The following is a 21,421-nucleotide window of genomic DNA, read 5'->3' as shown; positions in this document are numbered from 1 at the left end:
GAGGAAAAGGATATGCAGTACGAAGCAGGTAGCTATGATGTCATTGTTATTGGCGCCGGTCATGCTGGCAGTGAGGCAGGCCTTGCAGCGGCAAGGGTCGGAGCTAAAACGTTGATGATCACCATTAACTTGGATATGGTCGCCTTCATGCCATGCAATCCCTCTGTTGGTGGGCCGGCAAAAGGGATAGTCGTTAGGGAAATTGACGCATTAGGCGGAGAAATGGGGAAAAATATCGACAAGACCCATATTCAAATGAGGATGCTCAATACGGCTAAAGGTCCGGCTGTTCGTGCATTGCGGGCGCAGGCAGATAAATTTCTCTATCAACAAGAAATGAAAAAGACGATAGAAGACCAAGAAAATTTAACATTGATTCAAGGAATGGTAGAGGAATTAATTGTTGAAAACAATGTTTGCACGGGGGTCATCACTAAAACAGGCGCGGTATACCGTGCGAAAACTGTCGTAATCACGACTGGAACATATTTACGCGGTGAAATCATTTTAGGGGAACTGAAATATTCAAGCGGCCCTAATAATCAGCAGCCTTCCATCAGGCTTTCTGAACATTTAGAGCAGTTAGGATTTGATTTGGTCCGTTTTAAAACAGGAACGCCGCCACGCGTGAATAGCTCATCCATAGATTATAGCAAAACGGAAATTCAACCTGGCGATGAAGTTCCGCGTGCATTTTCTTATGAAACGACAAAATTCATAACGGATCAATTGCCATGCTGGTTAACGTATACGAATGAGGGGACACACCAGCTCATTGATGAGAATCTACACCGTTCACCAATGTATTCGGGAATGATCAAAGGAACTGGTCCGCGTTATTGTCCATCGATTGAAGATAAAGTCGTACGTTTTAATGATAAACCAAGGCATCAAATATTCCTTGAACCTGAAGGTCGCAATACAAAGGAAGTTTATGTGCAAGGTTTATCTACGAGTCTGCCTGAAGATGTACAAATGAAAATCCTGCAAACCATTCCAGGACTTGAAAAGGCGGAAATGATGCGTGCTGGATATGCGATTGAATATGATGCTATCGTTCCTACACAGCTATGGCCTACACTTGAAACCAAGAAGATCAAAAATCTTTATACAGCTGGCCAAATTAACGGGACATCCGGCTACGAGGAAGCAGCAGGGCAAGGATTGATGGCCGGTATTAATGCTGGATTGAATGCAATGGGTAAGGAAGAACTGATTTTAAGCCGTTCGGATGCCTATATTGGTGTTCTCATTGATGACCTTGTAACGAAAGGAACGAATGAACCATACCGATTGCTGACTTCACGTGCAGAATATCGTTTATTATTGCGTCATGATAATGCCGATTTACGGTTAACGGAAATTGGATTCAATATCGGAATGATCAAAGAAGAACGCTACAATCGATTCCTCATGAAAAAAGAAGCGGTTGAAATGGAAAAGGAACGACTGAAATCAAACTTCATCAAACCGACCAAAGAGGTACAAGAAGTCATTACTGAAAGTGGCGGCAGTGAGTTGAAGGATGGAATCCGTGCCTCCGATTTATTGAAACGGCCTGAAATGGATTACTCCCATATTCAGAAGTTGGCGCCAAGTGATGTCGAACTGAGCGATGAAGTGACGGAACAGGTCGAAATCCAGATCAAGTATGAAGGATATATCGAAAAATCCTTGCAGCAAGTCGATCGCCTGAAAAAAATGGAGAACAAAAAGATTCCAGAGAATATCGATTATGATGCAATTTCTGGGCTTGCATCGGAAGCACGTCAAAAATTAAAGCAGGTCCACCCGCTATCAGTAGCTCAGGCTTCAAGAATTTCCGGTGTGAATCCCGCTGATGTTTCCATTTTGCTTGTTTATTTGGAACAAGGAAAGATCGCCAGAGTATCTCAGTAATGGAAATACCCGAAAAGGATTGAAAAGACATGAATATTGAACAGTTCCAACAAGCATTGCTGGAGAAAGGGATTGAGCTTTCTCCCCAGCAGCTTGATCAGTTTGACACTTATTATCGATTATTGGTGGAATGGAACGAAAAGATGAACTTAACAGCCATCACTGATAAAGAAGAAGTCTATCTTAAGCATTTTTACGATTCAATCAGTGCAGCCTTCTATTTTGACTTTAACGAATCATACCGAATTTGCGATGTCGGGGCTGGAGCTGGGTTTCCGAGTATTCCATTGAAGATTTGTTTCCCTGATATCCACGTCTCGATTGTGGACTCCTTGAATAAGCGAATTTCTTTTTTGAATCACCTTGCGGATTCCTTGCAATTAAAGGGAGTTTCCTTCTATCATGACCGGGCGGAAACCTTCGCCCAAAAACAGGAGCATCGCGAATCCTATGATATTGTCATGGCAAGGGCAGTAGCCAGGATGTCCGTTCTAAGTGAACTATGTTTGCCGCTCGTTAAACTGGATGGGACGTTCATTGCCATGAAAGCGGCTAGTGCACATGATGAAATGGACATAGGGAAGAAGGCCATTTTTACGTTAGGCGGAAAAATCGAAGAAATTCATCCTTTCACATTGCCAGAGGAAAATAGTGAAAGAAACATCATTACTGTAAAAAAAGTGAAGAAGACTCCTAAAAAATACCCGAGAAAACCAGGGACACCGAACAAGCAGCCTATTGAATAACCTCTGTATGCTGAGTAAGTTTTCATGGTAAACGTAGATGATCCAGATATATTTGGCTGGTACTTGCCCTTATTTTCTTTTACTATGAATGTATGACCTTATTATTTTCACTCAATACGGATTTGCAACAAGAAGGCATTTGCGGTACGTGTACTTGTGCCCTGTGCTGGCTGATTCAGGGAAATAATCTTGTGCAAGCCGGCAGATATGTATAATAACTGGCCGTCCATTCCTCATTATTGCCTTGATGGCGCCAGTCGACATGTTTTTTACAGTGAAGGACCATATGTATAACCATGTCGGGAAATGTATGCAGGACTTGTCCTTTAAATAGAGAATATGTTATTTGGGAGTTTTAAAAGGTGGTGTAGGAAGATGAAGCATCCTTTTTCGCGGTTCTTTGGGTTTGGCGAAAAAGAAGAAGAGCAACTAGAGATGGAGACACCTAGCAATAATAATGAAGAGATAAGAAAAATTTCCATTTCTGCTATTGTGCCTAATCGATTTCAACCAAGGACCGTTTTTAATGACGATAAAATTGCCGAATTGGCTCAAACGATCCATACACATGGGATCATTCAACCAATTGTAGTAAGGGCATATGGTCAGGAAAAGTATGAAATCATTGCAGGTGAGCGTCGTTTTCGGGCCATGCAAAAGCTTGGCTGGGAATTGGCACCTGCTATAATCAAAGATTTCACCGATACAGAAACGGCTTCCGTTGCGCTGATTGAAAACCTTCAGCGTGAAGAACTGACTCCGATTGAAGAAGCTTTGGCTTATGGAAAACTATTGGAGCTGCATAGTTTAACACAAGAAGCTTTGGCACAAAGACTGGGAATAGGTCAATCTACCGTGGCGAATAAGCTTCGGCTGCTTAAGCTGCCTCAGGAGGTTCAGGATGCACTTCTTCAAAAGCAAATTACGGAACGCCATGCCCGCTCGTTGATACCGTTGAAGAGTCCTGAAAAGCAGCTTAAACTGCTTTTGGAAATCATCGAAAAAGGGTTAAACGTCAAACAGACCGAAGAGCAGGTCGTCAAGCTCTTGGCGGGTACTGTGCAAAAGCCGAAACCTAAGCGAAAAGCGTTCAGTAAAGACATGAGGATTGCCGTGAATACCATACGCCAATCACTCAATATGGTTACAGACAATGGAATAAATTTGGATGCAGAGGAAGAAGAATTCGAGGAGTATTATCAGTTCACGATTAAAATACCCAAGAAAAAATCTTGATTCCCTATCCTTACCCGCTTGGTAGTCTCCGATTACCAAGCTTTTTTTATTTTCAAGCCAAGATTTCCACCTTAAAAAACATTCGACTTTTCCCGGATTTTTGATGCTTTTAGATATAGTTTAAATTTTAAGAGGAATTTCAGAAAACGATTTCTTCCAGTAACATTCATGATAAAATAGAAAGAAATAAATGGATTTACGGTAAAAATCAATAAATAAAAGCGTGATGAAGATAGTTGAAAGCGGGTGAATTCGTGGGTAAGATTCTCGCCATTGCCAATCAAAAGGGCGGTGTTGGAAAAACGACAACTTCTGTCAGTCTGAGTGCTTGTCTTGCATACATAGGACAAAAAGTCTTAATGGTCGACATTGACCCGCAGGGAAATGCGACAAGCGGTGCGGGTATCGACAAAGCTGATGTGGAACAATGTATTTATGATGTATTGGTTGATGATGTCGAGGCCAGTACCGTCATCATGGAAACAAAGGTAGAAAACCTATATGCCATACCTGCGACAATTCAACTTGCAGGTGCAGAAATTGAACTTGTTCCAACCATCTCAAGGGAAGTCCGACTAAAAAGGGCATTAGAAGAGGTGCAGGGCCAATATGATTACATTGTGATTGACTGCCCTCCATCATTGGGTTTGCTTACGCTTAATGCCTTAACGGCCGCCGATGCAGTTTTGATACCGGTACAATGTGAATATTATGCATTGGAGGGTTTGAGTCAACTATTGAATACGGTCCGCCTCGTCCAAAAGCATTTGAACCATGAGTTGAAAATCGAGGGTGTGCTATTGACGATGTTGGATGCAAGAACGAATCTAGGTCTCCAGGTCATAGAAGAAGTCAAAAAATACTTTCAGGATAAAGTCTATCAAACCATCATTCCCCGCAATGTCCGTTTGAGTGAAGCACCGAGTCATGGAGAACCGATAATTATATATGATCCAAAGTCACGAGGGGCGGAGGTCTATCTAGAACTGGCAAAGGAAGTGGTATCAAATGGCTAAAGGACTTGGCAAAGGACTTAACGCACTTTTCAACAGTGGGGAAATCAGTAAAGATGAAATCGTGCGAGAAATCAAATTAAGGGAATTAAGGCCAAATCCTTATCAGCCCCGAAAGAGCTTTCGGCTTGAAGCTATAGAAGAATTAAAGCAATCCATCATGGAACATGGGATATTACAGCCGATTATTGCCCGGGAAAGCATAAAGGGATATGAAATCGTGGCTGGGGAAAGACGTTATCGTGCTGCCAAGGAAGCTGGTTTAAAGACAGTTCCGGTCGTTGTGAGGAAATTGAGCGAACAGCAGATGATGGAACTGGCGATTTTGGAAAACCTGCAACGGGAAGATTTGAATCCGATCGAGGAGGCTGTCGCTTATCAAACGCTTCTTGAAAAATTGGAGTTCACCCAGGAGCAGTTGGCCAATCGGCTTGGTAAAAGCCGACCCCATATAGCAAACCATGTCAGATTGCTATCTTTGCCTGAAGGGATTAGGAGATATATCTCCGACGGGGAAATTTCCATGGGGCATGGCCGGGCATTGCTAGGTTTAAAGAAAAAAGAGATGCTTAAGCCGGTAGCGGATAAAATCCTTAAAGAAGGAATGAATGTCAGACAGCTCGAGCAATATATACATCAATTGAATGATACCGTTTCACGTGAAACCAAACATAAGAAACAGGAAAAAAAGGATATCTTCATAAAGCAACGGGAGACAAGTCTGCGTGAAAGATTAGGAACGAGCGTAACGATTAAACAAAGCAAGAAAAAAGGAAAAATAGAAATAGAATTCTTTTCAAAAGAAGATTTAGAGAGAATATTGAACTTGATCGATCAAGAGAACCTTTCCTCTTAGATCCCCTTATGAAAAGATCATGACGACATATGCAGAAAATTAGGTGGATGAGATGGTATTATTAGGGGCTTTGGTGAATGGTGCCTGCATTTTAATTGGTTCGATTTTAGGGAGATTTTTACAAAATATACCTGAAAAGATAAAAGAAACGGTCATGAGCGGTATCGGTTTGGCTGTCATGGTCTTAGGTTTGCAGATGGGTTTTAAAAGCGATAATTTCCTTGTTGTCATTTTAAGTATTGTCGGAGGGGCTGTTCTCGGTGAATGGATGAATCTTGAGGCGAGGCTAAATTCTTTAGGCAACTGGATTGAACGCAGGATGAAAGCGAAGGAAGGAACTTCGATATCTCAGGGGTTTGTAACGGCTACGCTCATATTTGGCATTGGGGCGATGGCCATCATCGGTGCCCTGGATAGCGGTATCCGGAATGATCATGACGTTTTGATAACAAAAGCGATCATCGATGGCTTTACAGCATTGGTCCTAGCCAGCACGCTTGGCATAGGTGTACTTTTTTCAGCATTTCCGGTCATTCTTTATGAGGGATTCATAGCGATTTTTTCAAGGCAGATCAATACGATGATCCCAACTGCTTTAATGGATTCCTTCATACTGGAAATGACGGCAACTGGGGGAGTCATGATTTTGGCGATTGGCTTGAATATTATAGGTCTGACTAAAATAAGGGTGGCAAATCTGCTTCCGGGCATAATGATCACCGCGATTCTGGTTACTTTCATGTATTATGTATAAAAAAGAAGGAAGGGGATGGCCCCTTCCTTTTTTTTATGATGAACCAATATCAAAGGGTTTTTTCCTGCTTGAATGACCATGTGAAAGGAGTGATGGAAGGTTTTATTGGATAATGATTTTGTGCTTCATAAATCCCCTCGGCAATGGTTTTGGCCATTTTTAGCACAAGATTAAGTCGCGTGTTCTGCAAGACCATGAACTCCATGAATCCACTTACATTCACGATTCCTGTAATATGGGCATTTCCGACGGAAGGAAGATCTTTATTGACCCCAGCCCCTGGTTTCACTGGTCCCGGGCCGATTTGAACGATGCCGACACTTTTCATTTTCCCTAAGCAAGCATCGATTCCGACGATAAAGGGATTGGCATGCATCTTTTTGATTTCATTTAATTTCTCCTGTAAATTCATCGCATGTATAGGGTCATCCAGAGTACCATAAACATGGAATGAAGAAGAATCGTTTTCAGCTTTTTCACTAAGCAGAGTGCCGACAAGTGGTCCGAGTGAATCGCCTGTGGAACGGTCCGTGCCTATGCAGACGATGACGATTGGTTGGAGCTTTCCGGTTGGTAGGAGGTTGATTAATTCCTGGGAAATTTGTTTGGATGCATCCGTATCTTCATGCAGGATGCGACTCAATCTATTTTTATTATTATTAAATAGACTAGAATTCAGATTCATCGGCTCAACTCCTTTACTTTATTTGGTATTACAGTATACGGATAAAAAGGGGAAAATATACGGTATTTAACATCATGGATGAGGGAATTTTTTATAGAACATGCAAACAGGTGAAGGGGATATAAATCGACGTTATCCTCTACCAATTGCTTTCATTTATACTTTCTAGTAAATAATCACTTGAATATTTGGGAAAAAATTTCTAATTCTTTTACCTATATACCCAAATTTTTTTTGTACAGAAACCATTATTTATTGATAAAATAGAGAAAATCGCTCTGCTCATGGTTATCTCAGTGCATGAAGGGTAGAGGAATACGTCTATATGGCATATAGGCGAATTAAAAGATTTGCAGTTAATTGCATCAGGCAGGAGGAAAATATGGATCGCATTTATGATAACGTTACAAAAGAGATATTGGATGAAAAGATATGGCTGCTTATGGGCGAGGGGATTATTAAAATCTTCCTTGTTCTGTTGTTATCGCGTATCATTATTAGAATAGGAAAGACTATTCTGAATAAATTTTTCAAAGCACGTTTAAGGAGTCCCATTCGGGTATCGGAGCGCAGGGAAGCGACACTCATTAAATTGCTCGAGAATATCATCACTTATGTCATCAATTTCATTGCTTTGATGATGATTTTGGAAATTTTCGGACTTAAGGTAATGCCGTTACTCGCTGGTGCCGGTGTTCTCGGTTTGGCAGTTGGGTTTGGTGCTCAAAGTTTGGTCAAGGATATAATTACAGGATTTTTCGTTATTTTTGAAGATCATTTCTCGGTTGGGGATTATATTAAAATCAATAATTTTGAAGGGGAAGTCATTGAAATCGGGCTTCGTACAACGAAAATTAAAAGCGGTGCAGGTGAATTGCACTTCATACCCAACGGCAGCATCATCCAGGTCACGAATTATTCCATTTTAAATAGCATGGCTGTTGTTGATGTGACCATACCTAACGATGGATCGGTCGAGCGTGCTGAGAAGGTGCTGATTGATCTTTTAAACAGTATGGAAGGCAAATACGAGGCCTTGATCAAAACACCTGAATTTTTGGGAATTGAAAAAATTAGTCCTGAAGAAGTCGTCTTTCGGATTAAGGCGGAAACAAAGCCGATGCATCACATTGAAATCAGTAGGATATTAAGAAATGAAATGAGTGCTGCGCTTGGTTCAAGTGGGATTAAATCTACGTACAATGGCAGCGAGTCATAGGGATTAGGGGGCTCATGGTTATGGAAGAAAAGGAATTTGCGCTTAAGGATATTGTCGAAATGAAAAAACCGCATCCTTGTGGGGTTAATAAGTGGAGAATTATACGGCTCGGTATGGATATACGGATAAAATGTGAAGGATGCGGCCATAGCGTGATGCTGCCTCGACGTGAATTCGCAAAGAAAATGAAAAAAGTTCTGCAAAAGCATGAGGAGTGATCATGCTTTTTTTTTGAGCGAAAGTAGTCCTGCGCGTTTCTCATGATTTACTTGTCTTTTTAGGAAGCGAAATCTATAATTGGGAAAGGTTTAGGTAATTGGAGGGTCTTTATTGAAGATCAGTTCTTTTCCCATATGTACGAATCATCTTGAAGGAGTGAAATATAAATGGCTTTAACAGCTGGTATAGTCGGTTTGCCTAACGTAGGTAAATCCACTTTGTTTAATGCAATTACTCAGGCAGGTGCGGAATCTGCGAACTATCCTTTCTGTACGATCGACCCAAATGTCGGGATCGTGGAAGTGCCAGATCACCGTCTGCAAAAACTGACTGAATTGGTAAAACCGAAAAAGACGGTTCCGACCGCATTTGAATTCACCGATATCGCCGGAATCGTAAAAGGAGCAAGTAAAGGAGAAGGGTTGGGTAATAAATTCCTTTCCCATATCCGTCAAGTGGATGCCATTTGTCAAGTCGTCCGTTGTTTTGCAGACGATAACATTACCCATGTCTCCGGAAAAGTGAATCCAATCGATGATATCGAAGTCATCAACCTTGAATTGATCCTTGCCGATTTGGAATCTGTCGTCAAACGCATCGACCGTGTCGGAAAAATGGCCAAGCAAAAAGATAAAGCAGCTGTGGCGGAACATGAAATCCTTGTAGCTTTAAAAGAAGCATTGGAAGATGAAAAGCCTGCACGTACCGTCGAGTTTACTGAAGAACAGCAAAAAATCGTGAAGGGCATGCATTTACTTACAGCGAAACCGACGCTTTATGTGGCGAACGTGAGCGAAGATGAAGTGGCGAATGCTGACGATAATGAATATGTACAGCAAGTACGTGAATATGCTGCTAAGGAAAATGCAGAAGTGATCGTGATTTGTGCCAAAATCGAAGAAGAGATTGCAGAGCTTGAAGGTGAAGAAAAGGAAATGTTCCTATCTGAACTTGGCATCGAGGAGTCTGGTCTTGATCAGTTGATCCGTGCTTCTTATAACCTGCTTGGATTGGCAACATACTTTACAGCTGGTGTACAGGAAGTGCGTGCTTGGACATTCCGCAAAGGAATGAAGGCCCCTCAATGTGCAGGCGTCATTCACACGGACTTCGAACGTGGTTTCATCCGTGCCGAAACGGTTTCTTATACCGATTTACTTGAAGCGGGCAGTCATGGTGCTGCAAAAGAAGCAGGTAAAGTACGTTTGGAAGGAAAAGAATACATCGTTAACGATGGCGATGTTATCCATTTCCGCTTTAATGTTTAAGATTCAAAGACCCTACCTTTCCATATGTAGGGTCTTTTTTTGAGACTTGAACCGTCGGATTACAATTAATCGTAATAAGGCGAACCGTTCGTTGCAAAGCCGCTATAACTATGCTATAATCTTATCTTGTGAGTAATTATAAATAATTGCTCCTTGCCCAATTGGGCCGCTTAGACCAAAAGGAGGTGACAGTGATGAGAAAATACGAAATTATGTATATCATCCGTCCAAACATTGAGGAAGAAGCTAAAAAAGCTTTAGTTGAACGTTTCAACACAATCCTTACTGATAATGGTGCGGAAGTAGAAGCAAAAGAATGGGGTAAACGCCGTCTTGCATATGAAATCAATGATTTCCGTGATGGTTACTACATGCTTCTTAAAGTTAACGCTGAAAGTGCTGCGATTCAAGAATTCGATCGTCTTGCTAAAATCAGTGAAGACATTATTCGCCACATGGCTACTAAAGAAGAAGAATAATCCGATATTTAATATAAATTCTAATCTTGTTTCAGATGAAACAAGCTTGAAACCTAGGGGTTGATTCTGATGATGAATCGCGTAGTTTTGGTAGGACGCTTAACTAAAGATCCTGAATTACGATATACACCTAATGGAGTTCCCGTAGCTACCTTTACTTTAGCTGTGAACCGTAGTTTTACGAATCAGCAGGGTGAACGTGAAGCGGACTTCATTAACTGTGTAGTTTGGCGTAAACCGGCAGAAAATGTAGCTAACTTCTTGAAAAAGGGCAGTTTAGCTGGCGTGGATGGACGTGTCCAAACACGTAATTATGAAGGACAAGACGGCAAACGCGTATATGTGACGGAGATTCTGGCTGAGAGCGTTCAATTCCTTGAACCACGAAGCAGTTCAGCGGGTGAAAGAAATGAAGGCGGTTCTTACGGTGGAGGTCAAAGAAGTTATGGCAATAATAACGGAAATGACAACAATTCGTATGGACAAAATCCTAATCAGAATCAACGGAGCAATAACAACTACACTCGTGTAGACGACGATCCGTTTGCAAATGACGGTAAGACAATCGACATTTCAGATGATGATCTTCCGTTTTAAACAGCCGTTTAAAATGAAAATTCAAAAAGCAGGGAGGGAAATTTATCATGGCAATGGGTGGACGTAAAGGACGCGGTAAGCGTAAAAAGGTTTGTTATTTCACATCTAACGGAATCACTAAAATTGATTACAAAGATGTAGATCTTCTTAAAAAATTCGTCTCAGAACGCGGTAAAATTTTACCACGTCGTGTAACTGGTACAAGCGCTAAATATCAACGTAAATTAACGATTGCTATTAAACGCTCACGTACTATGGCATTACTACCATATGTATCTGGTGAATAATAAATCGGCACATTGAGGAGTTATCCTTAATGTGCCTTTTTTATAAGTTGTCACTTATGCCTGGAAACCGCTGAATTGCGGTTTTTTTCTTTCAAAAGGAAGCTATCCGGACGTTTTCCTCAAAAAAATAATCATATCCTAAAAAAGAATGTGATGTTTGAAATATCCTGGCCGTAACGGATACAATATAAAGATGGAGATAAGACACCAATAATAACAGGGGGTGAAATAAAGATGAATAGCGGGAGACGGATAGCCGAGGGCGGAGCCCTTCTGGCACTATATTGCATTTTATTGTTCATCACCATTCAAATCCCACTATTGGGTATTTTCACTACTTTCTTTTTACCCATTCCATTCATACTTGTCACAATCAAACAAAAGATATCGTGGAGCCTTGGTTACTTATTTGCAGCCTCATTATTGTCAATCCTCATCGGGACGATATTGTCTGTTCCGCTGACTTTGCTCATGGGGGCAACGGGAATCGCGATCGGCTATTTTTTGAAAAAGGACAAACCGATGGCACCTATGTTCATAAGTGCAGTCCTTGTCTTCCTGGGAGGCATTTTATTAATATATGCAGCTTCCGTATTGATAACGGATGTTAATTACATAGAAGAATCGATGAACATGGCTGAGGGCTCCCTCGAGAATACTATCGGCATAATGGGTTCTTTTGGACAGGCACCGACGGAACAAGTCAAAAAGCGGATGTATGAATCACTCGATATGATGAACACGCTGATGCCAAGTTTGTTCGTTCTGATGTCCGTCATCATGGTTTTATTGATTTTCTTTGCGGCGCATCCCATTGTGAAGAGATTCAGTGATAAGGCGTTAAAATGGCCCCATTTTCGAGATCTGCGACTCCCGAAAAGCCTTTTATGGTATTATTTAATTACGATGCTTCTTGCTCTTTTTGTGAATATGGACAAGAACAGTTTTGTATATATGGCCATAACGAACCTATTTTTCATACTGCAGTTCTTCATTTTATTACAAGGGTATTCTCTGATATTCTATATCGCTCATGTTAAGTCATGGGCTAAGGCCATACCTGTTTTAATCGTGATTTTTTCTTTGCTGCTGCCGATCCCGATTATTACGACGGCCGTTCGATTTTTAGGTATAATAGATTTAGGCTTTCCTTTTAGGGAGACAATCAAGAAAAAGGAATAGAAGACTTTTTTGTAAAACAGATGCTTTTAGGAGCTGAAACTATGCCATCTTATTTGAAAGAATACTCGATTAAGTCCCCATTATATGGGGTGCTGGCCGCAGTCGTTTTACTTTTGGGCGTACTGGCTTATTATAATTGGGTTATTGCACTTGTTGGACTATTGATTCTTGCTGGTTTATTTTATGTAACATTAAGAATGGTAGAAAAAAAGCAACGAAAGACAGAAGAGTATATAACGACTTTATCCTATCGTTTAAAGAAGGTGGGCGAGGAAGCGTTATTGGAAATGCCGATTGGGATCATGCTCTTTAATGAGGATTATTACATTGAATGGACCAATCCATTCCTGGCTTCTTGTTTTAGCGAAGACTCCTTGGCAGGAAGATCGCTATACGATGTTGCGGACTCGATAGTACCGTTGATCAAGCAAGAGATCGAGACAGAGACGCTTACGCTCCACGATCGGAAATTCAAGGTGGTCCATAAGCGTGATGAAAGGCTTCTTTACTTTTTTGATGTGACGGAGCAAGTGGAAATCGAGAAATTATATGAAGATGAGCGGACGGCAATTGCGATCATTCTTCTTGATAATTATGATGATTTGACACAGGGTATGGATGATCAGCGTAAAAGCAGCATCAATAGCTTGGTTACCTCACTTCTTGACAAATGGGCAAGGGATAATGGCGTTTTCTTTAAACGGGTTTCCTCGGAACGATTCATTGCTGTCTTCAATGAGCATATCCTTCATCAGCTTGAGAAGGGCAAATTCTCAATTTTGGATGAAATCAGGGAAACGACGGCCAAGCAAAATGTACCATTGACCCTGAGCATCGGGGTCGGCTCTGCCGTGTCATCCTTACCGGAACTAGGTACGCTTGCACAGTCCAGCTTGGATCTCGCCCTTGGGCGGGGCGGTGACCAAGTAGCGATAAAGCAAGCGAATGGTAAAGTGAAATTCTATGGCGGCAAAACCAATCCGATGGAAAAACGCACGAGGGTCCGTGCACGTGTCATTTCCCATGCATTGAAGGATATAGTCCTTGATAGCGATAAAGTCATTGTCATGGGCCATAAAAACCCGGATATGGACGCAATCGGTTCAGCGATTGGCATCTTGAAAGTTGCCCAGATGAATGAACGTGAAGGCTATATTGTCATCGACACCCAGCAGCTCGATAGCAGTGTCCTTCGTTTAATGGAAGAGATCAAAAATAAAGAAGAGCTGTATTCCCGGTTCATAACACCTGATGATGCATTTGAAATGATTACGGATGAGACCTTGCTGGTTGTGGTCGATACACATAAACCTTCCATGGTGATTGAAGAGCGGTTATTGAATAGGATCGATAAGGTTGTAGTCATCGACCATCATCGCCGCGGTGAAGAGTTCATCAAGAATTCATTGCTCGTCTATATGGAGCCATATGCATCTTCAACAGCAGAACTTGTAACCGAACTGCTTGAATATCAACCGAAACGCTCGAAGATTGATATGCTGGAGTCGACGGCGCTTCTTGCAGGTATCATCGTCGATACGAAAAGCTTCACATTAAGAACAGGTTCACGCACTTTCGATGCAGCCTCTTATCTAAGGGCGCATGGAGCCGATACGGTACTTGTCCAGAAATTCTTAAAAGAAGACGTGGACACCTATATCAAACGTTCGAAGCTCATTGAGGAAGTCATCTTTTATAAAAAGGGAATTGCCATTGCTTCTGCAAAAACCGACCAGGTTCATAATCAGGTGCTCATCGCTCAAGCTGCGGACACCCTATTGACCATGGATGGCGTTGCGGCTTCTTTCGTAATGGCTAAGCGATCTGATGATACAGTTGGCATAAGTGCGCGTTCTCTAGGTGATATCAATGTACAGGTGATCATGGAAATGTTGAATGGAGGCGGACATTTAACGAATGCCGCCACTCAACAGGTTTGCTCCATTGATGAAGCCGAAAGTCGATTGAAAGCAGCTATTGATGAATATTTAGAAGGGGGACAAAAAGAATGAAAGTAATATTTTTGAAAGACGTAAAGGGTAAAGGGAAAAAAGGGGAAGTTAAAAATGTTGCAGATGGTTATGCACATAATTTCCTGCTAAAACAAGGATTGGCCGTTGAAGCAAATAATTCAAATGTAAAAACCTTGGAAGCCCAGAAAAATAAAGAGGAATCACTTGCAGCAGAAGAGCTGCAGCATGCTGAAGAATTGAAAGTGCAGCTGGAGAAATTAACGGTTGAACTATCTGCCAAAGCCGGTGAGGGCGGACGTTTATTCGGTTCCATCACGACTAAACAAATTGCATCAGAGCTTCAGAAAAAACACGGTATCAAGGTTGATAAACGTAAAATGGAGCTTGCTGAAGGCATCCGCACTTTAGGGCATACAAAGCTTCCAGTCAAGCTTCATCCTGAAGTCACTGCGACACTGACTGTGCATGTGAAAGAAATTAACTAATTTTAGCTGTTTCATATCTGTGAAAAATTGATAAAATAGAGATAGACGAAAAATGTGATTGGGCACGTTGTCCTTTCACTTTTTTCTTTTTTTACTAGAAACATATAAAAGGTATCCTCTTAGAATGGGAGGTTTTAAGATATGATAGAACAATTTCAGGATAGGATTCCCCCTCAAAATATAGAAGCCGAACAGGCTGTGCTAGGAGCCATTTTTCTTGAGCCCTCTTCATTGACCGTTACATCGGAAGTTTTGATTCCGGATGATTTTTACAGAAGTTCTCATCAAAAAATCTTTAATGTGATGCTTAAATTGAATGACGAAGGAAAAGCTGTCGATTTGATTACGGTGACAGAAGAATTGGCTGCGACAAAAAACCTTGAAGAAGTTGGCGGCGTTTCTTATTTAAGTGAATTGGCCGGATCGGTGCCTACCGCGGCCAATATTGAATATTATGCCCGCATCGTCGAGGAAAAGTCATTGCTGCGCCGTTTGATCAGGACAGCGACCAACATCGCTCAGGAAGGCTACAGTCGCGAGGACGAGGTCGAGGAGCTGCTCGGGGAAGCAGAAAAAACGATCATGGAAGTGGCCCAGCGTAAGAATTCCGGGGCTTTTCAAAATATTAAGGATGTATTGGTTTCGACGTACGATAATATAGAAGTTTTGACTACCCGTACAGGGGATGTCACGGGGATACCGACAGGGTTTGCTGAACTGGATCGAATGACGGCAGGGTTCCAACGTAATGACCTCATCATAGTGGGTGCCCGTCCTTCGGTTGGTAAAACCGCATTTGCATTGAATATCGCTCAAAACGTTGCGACCAAAACGGAGGAGAATGTAGCGATTTTCAGTCTTGAAATGGGTGCAGAGCAGCTCGTTATGCGTATGCTCTGTGCTGAAGGGAATATCAACGCCCAGAATTTACGGACAGGTTCCTTAACTGATGAGGATTGGCGTAAACTGACGATGGCGATGGGAAGCTTGTCGAATGCCGGCATTTATATCGATGATACGCCAGGTGTGAGGATCGGTGAAATCCGTTCAAAATGCCGTCGTTTGAAGCAGGAACATGGCCTTGGCATGATATTGATCGATTACCTGCAGTTAATTCAAGGCGATGGTCGTTCAGGCGACAACCGTCAGCAAGAAGTATCCGAGATTTCACGTTCACTCAAAGCGCTCGCTCGTGAACTTAAAGTGCCCGTCATCGCCCTTTCCCAGCTATCGCGGGGAGTGGAGCAGCGTCAAGATAAGCGTCCGATGATGTCTGATATCAGGGAATCCGGGAGTATCGAGCAAGATGCCGATATCGTCGCATTCTTATACCGTGATGATTATTATGATAAAGAGTCCGAGAATAAAAATATCATCGAAATCATTATAGCGAAACAGCGTAATGGTCCAGTAGGCACGGTTTCGCTTGCATTCGTAAAAGAATATAACAAATTCGTTAATCTCGAACGCCGCTTCGATGATGATTCGATGTCTCCCGGTGCATAGGGAACTGCCTGCCATTTTTGCAATGGCGGGCTTTCTCTGTTCTTGGAAAAAGAAAGGGCCTTATGATAATAGAAAAAGAAATCAAAGGGTACAATAATGATTGACAATCCAAAACACATTGTAAAATCGGAAAGAAATTTTCTCAAATTTACGAACAAAGTATTTACTAAAAAGTGTATTGTTCGGATTTTGTATTGACTTCCCGTTTGGATTATTGATAAAATAGGTTTGTTTGATAAGAACCGGTTAAAATGATCGGTATTACGTGAACCTTTGGAGGTGCTTTATTCAGATGTCATCAGTTGTAGTAGTCGGTACACAATGGGGAGACGAAGGTAAAGGTAAAATAACAGATTTTCTTTCCCAGAATGCGGAAGCCATCGCTCGTTATCAAGGTGGGAATAATGCAGGACATACAATAAAATTTAACGGCGTTACCTATAAACTGCATTTAATTCCGTCAGGGATTTTTTATAGTGATAAGATTTGTGTCATTGGAAATGGTATGGTGGTAGATCCAAAAGCTCTTGTAGAGGAGCTAGCTTATTTACATAGCCATGGGGTGAGTACGGATAATCTTCGTATCTCGAACCGTGCACATGTCATTCTTCCTTACCATATCAAATTGGATGAAGTTGAAGAAGACCGTAAAGGCGCCAACAAAATCGGAACGACTAAAAAGGGAATCGGCCCTGCATATATGGACAAAGCTGCCCGTAACGGAATCCGCATGGCAGACCTATTGGACCGTGAAATTTTCGAGGAAAAATTATCTCAAAATCTTGTCGAAAAAAATCGTATGTTTGAACGTTTCTATGAAACGGAAGGTTTCAAGATCGAAGATATCTTGGAAGAATACTATGAGTACGGACAGCAAGTGCAGAAATATGTTTGTGATACTTCCGTTGTATTGAATGACGCACTTGATGAAGGAAAACGGGTATTATTCGAAGGGGCACAAGGTGTCATGCTTGATATCGATCAAGGAACATACCCATTCGTCACTTCATCCAACCCAGTTGCAGGTGGAGTTACGATCGGTTCTGGTGTAGGTCCTACAAAAATCAACCATGTGGTTGGTGTATGTAAAGCATATACAAGCCGTGTGGGTGATGGTCCTTTCCCTACAGAATTGCATGATGAAGTCGGCAACCAAATCCGGGAAGTTGGCCGTGAATATGGTACAACTACAGGCAGACCGCGCCGTGTAGGCTGGTTCGACGCTGTTGTCGTTCGCCATGCTCGCCGTGTCAGCGGGATTACCGATTTATCATTGAACTCGATTGACGTATTATCAGGCCTTGATACGGTCAAAATTTGTGTGGCTTATGAATACAAAGGCGAGATCATTCATGAAGTTCCAGCAACTTTGAAAGCGATTGGCGAATGTAAACCAGTCTATGAAGAACTGCCGGGCTGGTCAGAAGACATCACAGGTTGCCAATCATTGGATGAGCTTCCAGAGAACGCTCGCCACTATGTAGAGCGCGTATCTCAATTGGTGGGCATTCCTTTGACCACTTTCTCTGTCGGTCCTGACCGTAACCAAACAAATGTCGTGAGAAGCCCTTGGCGTCTAGCGTAATTCTTGAAAAAGGAGCTGGCTTTTTTGCCGGCTCTTCTTTCGTTATTAACATCCATGCATGATATGTCACATTCGGAATGTCTGGATACCGAATGAATGGGTCAAACTGTTGGAAAATGAAAAAATATAAGAAAAAAATAATTTTATTTTAAAAAAGTATTGCCTAAACTATATGAACCATGATATTATCAAAAGCGTCGTCACAATAGAAGTTAACATCCTGAAAAGAAACATTCCATTAGTACGAGCCATTAGCTCAGTTGGTAGAGCATCTGACTTTTAATCAGAGGGTCGAAGGTTCGAATCCTTCATGGCTCACCATTTTTTCCGGCCCATTGGTCAAGCGGTTAAGACACCGCCCTTTCACGGCGGTAACACGGGTTCGAATCCCGTATGGGTCACTTCTTTATATAAATGCTTTACTGGTCCCGTGGTGTAGCGGTTAACATGCCTGCCTGTCACGCAGGAGATCGCGGGTTCGATTCCCGTCGGGACCGCCATTTTATTTTTTCAAAAAATAGAATATTTGGCTCAGTAGCTCAGTCGGTAGAGCAAAGGACTGAAAATCCTTGTGTCGGCGGTTCGATTCCGTCCTGAGCCATCCTTTTATAAACGCCTTTCTTTTAAGGCGTTTTTTTGTTTTGCTTCCAGATGTATTTTGAATGAAATCTTGTTAATAGATTGTTAACGATTTGTAACATACCAATTTCGGCCAATTTGGCATATACCCGCTTTTAGCCTTACTGGGACTAGGCCCAATCCTTTTTCCGCAGTTTATTGAACGTTCCCCATTCCTATATTTATTGGTACATGTTGTCACCATTTATACAGTTCCATTACATTATGAAGTCTGTTTCTTGTTTTTTTTCTTAATATGGTAGAGTTATGAGTGATAAAAATCATTATAGAAACCAGTCATATGCATGTGGATATTTAAATTGGACTAATAAATCTCGAAATAAATTGATTAGTTTCTTAATTGGTGACTGAGCCGTTAAGGAGGACAATATATGTTTAGCTCAAAAGACAAGGGAATCATCCTATTGATGGTTTCCGTCATTTTAATGCTTGCAGGAAATCGGGCAACCGCTGCTGGGATACCGGAAACTACAACCATTCACCATGTCTATCTTAACGATGAGTTCGTCGGAAGTGTGACCGATGAAACGGAAATCGAAAAGATCGTAGCCGATAAGGTAGAAGAAGCACAGGAAGATTTTCCGGACTTTACATTCGATAAGGAGTCACAGCTGACGTTTATACCTGAAGAGGTATTCGATGAAGAGGTAAAAGAGGATCAGGCTGTTAAGGGAATTCAAGATCAGTTGAATGTGAAGGCAGAGGCGTATGAAATCGACATAGATAATCAGGCGGTCGCTTATGTTGCGTCTAAGGAAGATGCCGAGGACGTCATCGAGAAAATCACTCTATTATATGTGAATGAAGAGGAATACGCTGAATATGAATCAGGTGAAAAGGAAAGTGAAAAAGGCGCGGATCCGTTAAAAGAGCCAGGAAGTAGAATTCTGGACATCGACTTTTCACTTCCCGTCACGTTTAAAGAGACAATGGTATTTCCAGACGAGATCAAGAGCGTCGATAAAACCCTTTCCATGATAGAAGAAGGGAAGGAAGGAACGACAATCTATGAGGCTAAGGAAGATGAGGATCTTGAATCCATTGCCACTAGCCATGATATGGACCTGGATCAGCTGCTGGAGCTAAATCCGGGACAGGATGAGAACAAAGGTATTAAAGAGGGCGAGCGTCTCTATGTGACCCAACGTATCCCCTATGTGAACGTAATGGTAGAAAGAGAAGTATATAAGGAAGAGAGGATTCCCTTTAAAAAGAAAGTGAAGGAGGATGACGAACTTCCAAAGGGTGAGCTCATTACTGAACAAATAGGGAATGAGGGGATTCTTGCGTTCACCTATAATGTATCCGAAACAAATGGAAAGAAAATCAGTGAAACGATCGCAAAAAAAGAAGTCACGGAAAAAGCCAAAACGGAAATAACCAGAAAAGGCACCAAGGTCATTCCTTCACAGGGCAGCGGTACATATTCATGGCCTGCAGATGGGGGCTATATTTCCAGTAAGCAGGGCCAGCGCTGGGGGAAACTGCATAAAGGTATTGATATCGCCCGGCCAGCCACCAGGACGATAACGGCAGCAGATCATGGGATAATCGAAACTGCCGGAAACTCCGGAGGATATGGAAATAAGATAACGATCAATCATAATAACGGGTATAAGACAGTGTATGCCCATTTGGATTCAATAGATGTACAAGCAGGACAAAAGATTGAAAAAGGCATGAAAATTGGCATGATGGGTTCAACGGGGAACTCGACCGGTGTCCACCTCCATTTTGAAATATATAAAAACGGGTCTCTTGTTAATCCGCTAAACTATATAAGCCAGTAATCGATGGAAGTCTTCGAAAATTATTCGAAGACTTCTTTGCTTCATACATAGATGAGAATAATAGGAAAAAGGTGATTTAATGCCTATAAAATGATAAAGTAGAATAGAGACAATTTGCTTTCATTTCGGTGTTCAGCCCGTGTTCAGCCCCTTTTATTGGGTATATATATGTAACTTTGCTTAATACTAGGTTGCCGGCGTTGTGCAAGCAGAAGGAAAAGTGAATAAGGTCCCGGATAAGGACACGGTTTTTAATAGATTCAGTTCAGTTATTAAAAAGGAGATAAGTTCATGGATAAAAAGATTCTGGTAGTGGATGACGAAAAGCCAATTGCTGATATATTACAATTCAATCTGAAAAAAGAAGGCTATGAAGTTTTTTGCGCTTATGATGGCAATGAAGCCCTCAAAATGGTAGAGGAACGGCAACCTGATTTGATTTTACTTGATATCATGCTACCGCAGCGCGATGGGATGGAAGTTTGCAGGGAAGTAAGGAAGAAGTATGAAACGCCGATCATCATGTTAACGGCAAAAGATTCAGAGATAGATAAGGTCTTAGGATTGGAGCTTGGTGCAGACGACTATGTGACAAAGCCATTTAGTACCCGGGAAATAATTGCCCGTGTAAAGGCGAACCTAAGACGTCAGCAAGCTGTTCCGGTTCCCGATCAAGAAAATGAACCGAAGGAAATTACGATAGGAACGCTCACTATCCATCCGGATGCCTATGTGGTATCCAAGCGCGGCGATACGATTGAATTAACGCATCGCGAATTTGAGTTGCTTCATTACTTAGCGAAGCACATCGGTCAGGTCATGACAAGGGAGCACTTATTACAAACCGTGTGGGGCTATGATTATTTTGGTGATGTGCGGACGGTCGATGTAACGGTCAGACGTCTTCGTGAGAAGATCGAAGACAATCCAAGCCATCCCGGCTGGATTGTAACTAGAAGAGGGGTCGGTTATTACCTGCGTAACCCTGAACAGGAGTAGTTTC

At 41.9% G+C, this 21,421-nt stretch carries 20 protein-coding genes and 4 tRNA genes; 23 read left to right on the top strand and 1 reads right to left on the bottom strand.

The window, feature by feature from the left end; all coding sequences use genetic code 11:
* Positions 1 to 12: 12 nt before the first annotated feature.
* The 6 genes from mnmG (at position 13) to ACQKNS_RS18430 (ending at position 6,504) form a co-directional block, all read left to right on the top strand.
* Positions 13 to 1,899 (top strand): tRNA uridine-5-carboxymethylaminomethyl(34) synthesis enzyme MnmG, encoded by a 1,887-nt coding sequence (gene mnmG / locus ACQKNS_RS18455; protein ID WP_427644736.1) that lies wholly within the window; start codon positions 13 to 15, stop codon positions 1,897 to 1,899.
* A 29-nt stretch (positions 1,900 to 1,928) separates the two neighbouring features.
* Positions 1,929 to 2,645, top strand: a complete 717-nt coding sequence (gene rsmG, locus ACQKNS_RS18450; RefSeq protein WP_427644735.1) for a 16S rRNA (guanine(527)-N(7))-methyltransferase RsmG — start codon at positions 1,929 to 1,931, stop codon at positions 2,643 to 2,645.
* Positions 2,646 to 3,020: 375 nt separating this feature from the next.
* Entirely contained in the window at positions 3,021 to 3,881 is an 861-nt protein-coding gene (gene noc / locus ACQKNS_RS18445; RefSeq protein ID WP_427644734.1) for a nucleoid occlusion protein, read from the top strand.
* Positions 3,882 to 4,135: 254 nt separating this feature from the next.
* Positions 4,136 to 4,897 carry a ParA family protein gene (locus tag ACQKNS_RS18440; protein ID WP_427644733.1) on the top strand — a complete coding sequence of 254 codons (762 nt, stop codon included), beginning with the start codon at positions 4,136 to 4,138 and terminating at the stop codon, positions 4,895 to 4,897.
* Positions 4,890 to 5,750: a ParB/RepB/Spo0J family partition protein gene (locus ACQKNS_RS18435; RefSeq protein WP_377410214.1), complete on the top strand. Its 861-nt coding sequence runs from the start codon at positions 4,890 to 4,892 to the stop codon at positions 5,748 to 5,750. Before ACQKNS_RS18440 ends, ACQKNS_RS18435 begins: the two co-directional genes overlap by 8 nt.
* Positions 5,751 to 5,802: 52 nt before the next feature.
* Entirely contained in the window at positions 5,803 to 6,504 is a 702-nt protein-coding gene (locus tag ACQKNS_RS18430; protein ID WP_427644732.1) for a DUF554 domain-containing protein, read from the top strand.
* Positions 6,505 to 6,553: 49 nt separating this feature from the next.
* Here ACQKNS_RS18430 and yyaC read toward each other — a convergent pair whose 3' ends face one another.
* Positions 6,554 to 7,189, bottom strand: coding sequence for a spore protease YyaC (gene yyaC, locus ACQKNS_RS18425; protein ID WP_427644731.1), 636 nt, complete (start codon positions 7,187 to 7,189; stop codon positions 6,554 to 6,556).
* 382 nt (positions 7,190 to 7,571) lie between these two features.
* Between yyaC and ACQKNS_RS18420 the strand changes: the two genes are divergently transcribed.
* The 17 genes from ACQKNS_RS18420 (at position 7,572) to yycF (ending at position 21,417) form a co-directional block, all read left to right on the top strand.
* Positions 7,572 to 8,408 (top strand): mechanosensitive ion channel family protein, encoded by an 837-nt coding sequence (locus tag ACQKNS_RS18420; RefSeq protein ID WP_427644730.1) that lies wholly within the window; start codon positions 7,572 to 7,574, stop codon positions 8,406 to 8,408.
* A gap of 20 nt (positions 8,409 to 8,428) precedes the next feature.
* On the top strand, positions 8,429 to 8,626 hold the full coding sequence (locus tag ACQKNS_RS18415; protein ID WP_034316158.1) for a DUF951 domain-containing protein: 198 nt from the start codon (positions 8,429 to 8,431) through the stop codon (positions 8,624 to 8,626).
* Positions 8,627 to 8,794: 168 nt separating this feature from the next.
* Positions 8,795 to 9,895 carry a redox-regulated ATPase YchF gene (gene ychF / locus ACQKNS_RS18410; RefSeq protein WP_076368500.1) on the top strand — a complete coding sequence of 367 codons (1,101 nt, stop codon included), beginning with the start codon at positions 8,795 to 8,797 and terminating at the stop codon, positions 9,893 to 9,895.
* A 194-nt stretch (positions 9,896 to 10,089) separates the two neighbouring features.
* Positions 10,090 to 10,374: a 30S ribosomal protein S6 gene (gene rpsF, locus ACQKNS_RS18405; RefSeq protein ID WP_427644729.1), complete on the top strand. Its 285-nt coding sequence runs from the start codon at positions 10,090 to 10,092 to the stop codon at positions 10,372 to 10,374.
* A gap of 69 nt (positions 10,375 to 10,443) precedes the next feature.
* Entirely contained in the window at positions 10,444 to 10,971 is a 528-nt protein-coding gene (gene ssb / locus ACQKNS_RS18400) for a single-stranded DNA-binding protein (RefSeq protein WP_034316149.1), read from the top strand.
* 47 nt (positions 10,972 to 11,018) lie between these two features.
* Positions 11,019 to 11,258 (top strand): 30S ribosomal protein S18, encoded by a 240-nt coding sequence (gene rpsR, locus ACQKNS_RS18395; RefSeq protein ID WP_034316147.1) that lies wholly within the window; start codon positions 11,019 to 11,021, stop codon positions 11,256 to 11,258.
* Between the two features lie 234 nt (positions 11,259 to 11,492).
* Entirely contained in the window at positions 11,493 to 12,440 is a 948-nt protein-coding gene (locus ACQKNS_RS18390; RefSeq protein ID WP_427644728.1) for a YybS family protein, read from the top strand.
* Positions 12,441 to 12,481: 41 nt separating this feature from the next.
* Positions 12,482 to 14,452, top strand: coding sequence for a DHH family phosphoesterase (locus ACQKNS_RS18385; RefSeq protein WP_427644727.1), 1,971 nt, complete (start codon positions 12,482 to 12,484; stop codon positions 14,450 to 14,452).
* Entirely contained in the window at positions 14,449 to 14,898 is a 450-nt protein-coding gene (gene rplI / locus ACQKNS_RS18380) for a 50S ribosomal protein L9 (protein ID WP_192207364.1), read from the top strand. Before ACQKNS_RS18385 ends, rplI begins: the two co-directional genes overlap by 4 nt.
* 141 nt (positions 14,899 to 15,039) lie before the next feature.
* Positions 15,040 to 16,404 (top strand): replicative DNA helicase, encoded by a 1,365-nt coding sequence (gene dnaB, locus ACQKNS_RS18375; protein WP_427644726.1) that lies wholly within the window; start codon positions 15,040 to 15,042, stop codon positions 16,402 to 16,404.
* A gap of 292 nt (positions 16,405 to 16,696) precedes the next feature.
* The gene (locus ACQKNS_RS18370; protein WP_427644725.1) at positions 16,697 to 17,989 is read left to right on the top strand and encodes an adenylosuccinate synthase; all 1,293 of its coding nucleotides are present in this window, start codon (positions 16,697 to 16,699) and stop codon (positions 17,987 to 17,989) included.
* A gap of 245 nt (positions 17,990 to 18,234) precedes the next feature.
* A tRNA-Lys gene (locus tag ACQKNS_RS18365) sits at positions 18,235 to 18,310 on the top strand.
* Positions 18,311 to 18,318: 8 nt separating this feature from the next.
* Positions 18,319 to 18,390, top strand: a tRNA-Glu gene (locus tag ACQKNS_RS18360).
* 23 nt (positions 18,391 to 18,413) lie between these two features.
* Positions 18,414 to 18,489: transfer RNA gene (locus ACQKNS_RS18355), tRNA-Asp, on the top strand.
* 28 nt (positions 18,490 to 18,517) lie between these two features.
* Positions 18,518 to 18,590: transfer RNA gene (locus tag ACQKNS_RS18350), tRNA-Phe, on the top strand.
* 409 nt (positions 18,591 to 18,999) lie between these two features.
* Positions 19,000 to 20,418 carry a peptidoglycan DD-metalloendopeptidase family protein gene (locus ACQKNS_RS18345; protein WP_427644724.1) on the top strand — a complete coding sequence of 473 codons (1,419 nt, stop codon included), beginning with the start codon at positions 19,000 to 19,002 and terminating at the stop codon, positions 20,416 to 20,418.
* A gap of 291 nt (positions 20,419 to 20,709) precedes the next feature.
* Entirely contained in the window at positions 20,710 to 21,417 is a 708-nt protein-coding gene (gene yycF, locus ACQKNS_RS18340) for a response regulator YycF (protein ID WP_034316131.1), read from the top strand.
* The last annotated feature ends 4 nt before the right edge of the window (positions 21,418 to 21,421 follow it).

Source organism: Peribacillus sp. NPDC094092, from assembly GCF_050279365.1.
Classification (GTDB): domain Bacteria; phylum Bacillota; class Bacilli; order Bacillales; family DSM-1321; genus Peribacillus.
The sequence above is the reverse complement of the archived record's forward strand: the minus strand, read 5'-3'. Positions and strand labels throughout refer to the sequence as shown.

Excerpts from the sequence above, each read along its gene's own strand:
- ACQKNS_RS18345 (WP_427644724.1), top strand. The coding sequence starts at position 19,000 with ATGTTTAGCTCAAAAGACAAGGGAATCATCCTATTGATGGTTTCCGTC.
- yycF (WP_034316131.1), top strand. The coding sequence starts at position 20,710 with ATGGATAAAAAGATTCTGGTAGTGGATGACGAAAAGCCAATTGCTGAT.
- ychF (WP_076368500.1), top strand. The coding sequence starts at position 8,795 with ATGGCTTTAACAGCTGGTATAGTCGGTTTGCCTAACGTAGGTAAATCC.
- ACQKNS_RS18420 (WP_427644730.1), top strand. The coding sequence starts at position 7,572 with ATGGATCGCATTTATGATAACGTTACAAAAGAGATATTGGATGAAAAG.
- rpsF (WP_427644729.1), top strand. The coding sequence starts at position 10,090 with ATGAGAAAATACGAAATTATGTATATCATCCGTCCAAACATTGAGGAA.
- ACQKNS_RS18430 (WP_427644732.1), top strand. The coding sequence starts at position 5,803 with ATGGTATTATTAGGGGCTTTGGTGAATGGTGCCTGCATTTTAATTGGT.
- rplI (WP_192207364.1), top strand. The coding sequence starts at position 14,449 with ATGAAAGTAATATTTTTGAAAGACGTAAAGGGTAAAGGGAAAAAAGGG.
- ACQKNS_RS18390 (WP_427644728.1), top strand. The coding sequence starts at position 11,493 with ATGAATAGCGGGAGACGGATAGCCGAGGGCGGAGCCCTTCTGGCACTA.
- ACQKNS_RS18435 (WP_377410214.1), top strand. The coding sequence starts at position 4,890 with ATGGCTAAAGGACTTGGCAAAGGACTTAACGCACTTTTCAACAGTGGG.
- ACQKNS_RS18385 (WP_427644727.1), top strand. The coding sequence starts at position 12,482 with ATGCCATCTTATTTGAAAGAATACTCGATTAAGTCCCCATTATATGGG.
- noc (WP_427644734.1), top strand. The coding sequence starts at position 3,021 with ATGAAGCATCCTTTTTCGCGGTTCTTTGGGTTTGGCGAAAAAGAAGAA.
- ssb (WP_034316149.1), top strand. The coding sequence starts at position 10,444 with ATGATGAATCGCGTAGTTTTGGTAGGACGCTTAACTAAAGATCCTGAA.
- ACQKNS_RS18415 (WP_034316158.1), top strand. The coding sequence starts at position 8,429 with ATGGAAGAAAAGGAATTTGCGCTTAAGGATATTGTCGAAATGAAAAAA.
- rsmG (WP_427644735.1), top strand. The coding sequence starts at position 1,929 with ATGAATATTGAACAGTTCCAACAAGCATTGCTGGAGAAAGGGATTGAG.
- ACQKNS_RS18370 (WP_427644725.1), top strand. The coding sequence starts at position 16,697 with ATGTCATCAGTTGTAGTAGTCGGTACACAATGGGGAGACGAAGGTAAA.
- yyaC (WP_427644731.1), bottom strand. The coding sequence starts at position 7,189 with ATGAATCTGAATTCTAGTCTATTTAATAATAATAAAAATAGATTGAGT.
- mnmG (WP_427644736.1), top strand. The coding sequence starts at position 13 with ATGCAGTACGAAGCAGGTAGCTATGATGTCATTGTTATTGGCGCCGGT.
- dnaB (WP_427644726.1), top strand. The coding sequence starts at position 15,040 with ATGATAGAACAATTTCAGGATAGGATTCCCCCTCAAAATATAGAAGCC.
- rpsR (WP_034316147.1), top strand. The coding sequence starts at position 11,019 with ATGGCAATGGGTGGACGTAAAGGACGCGGTAAGCGTAAAAAGGTTTGT.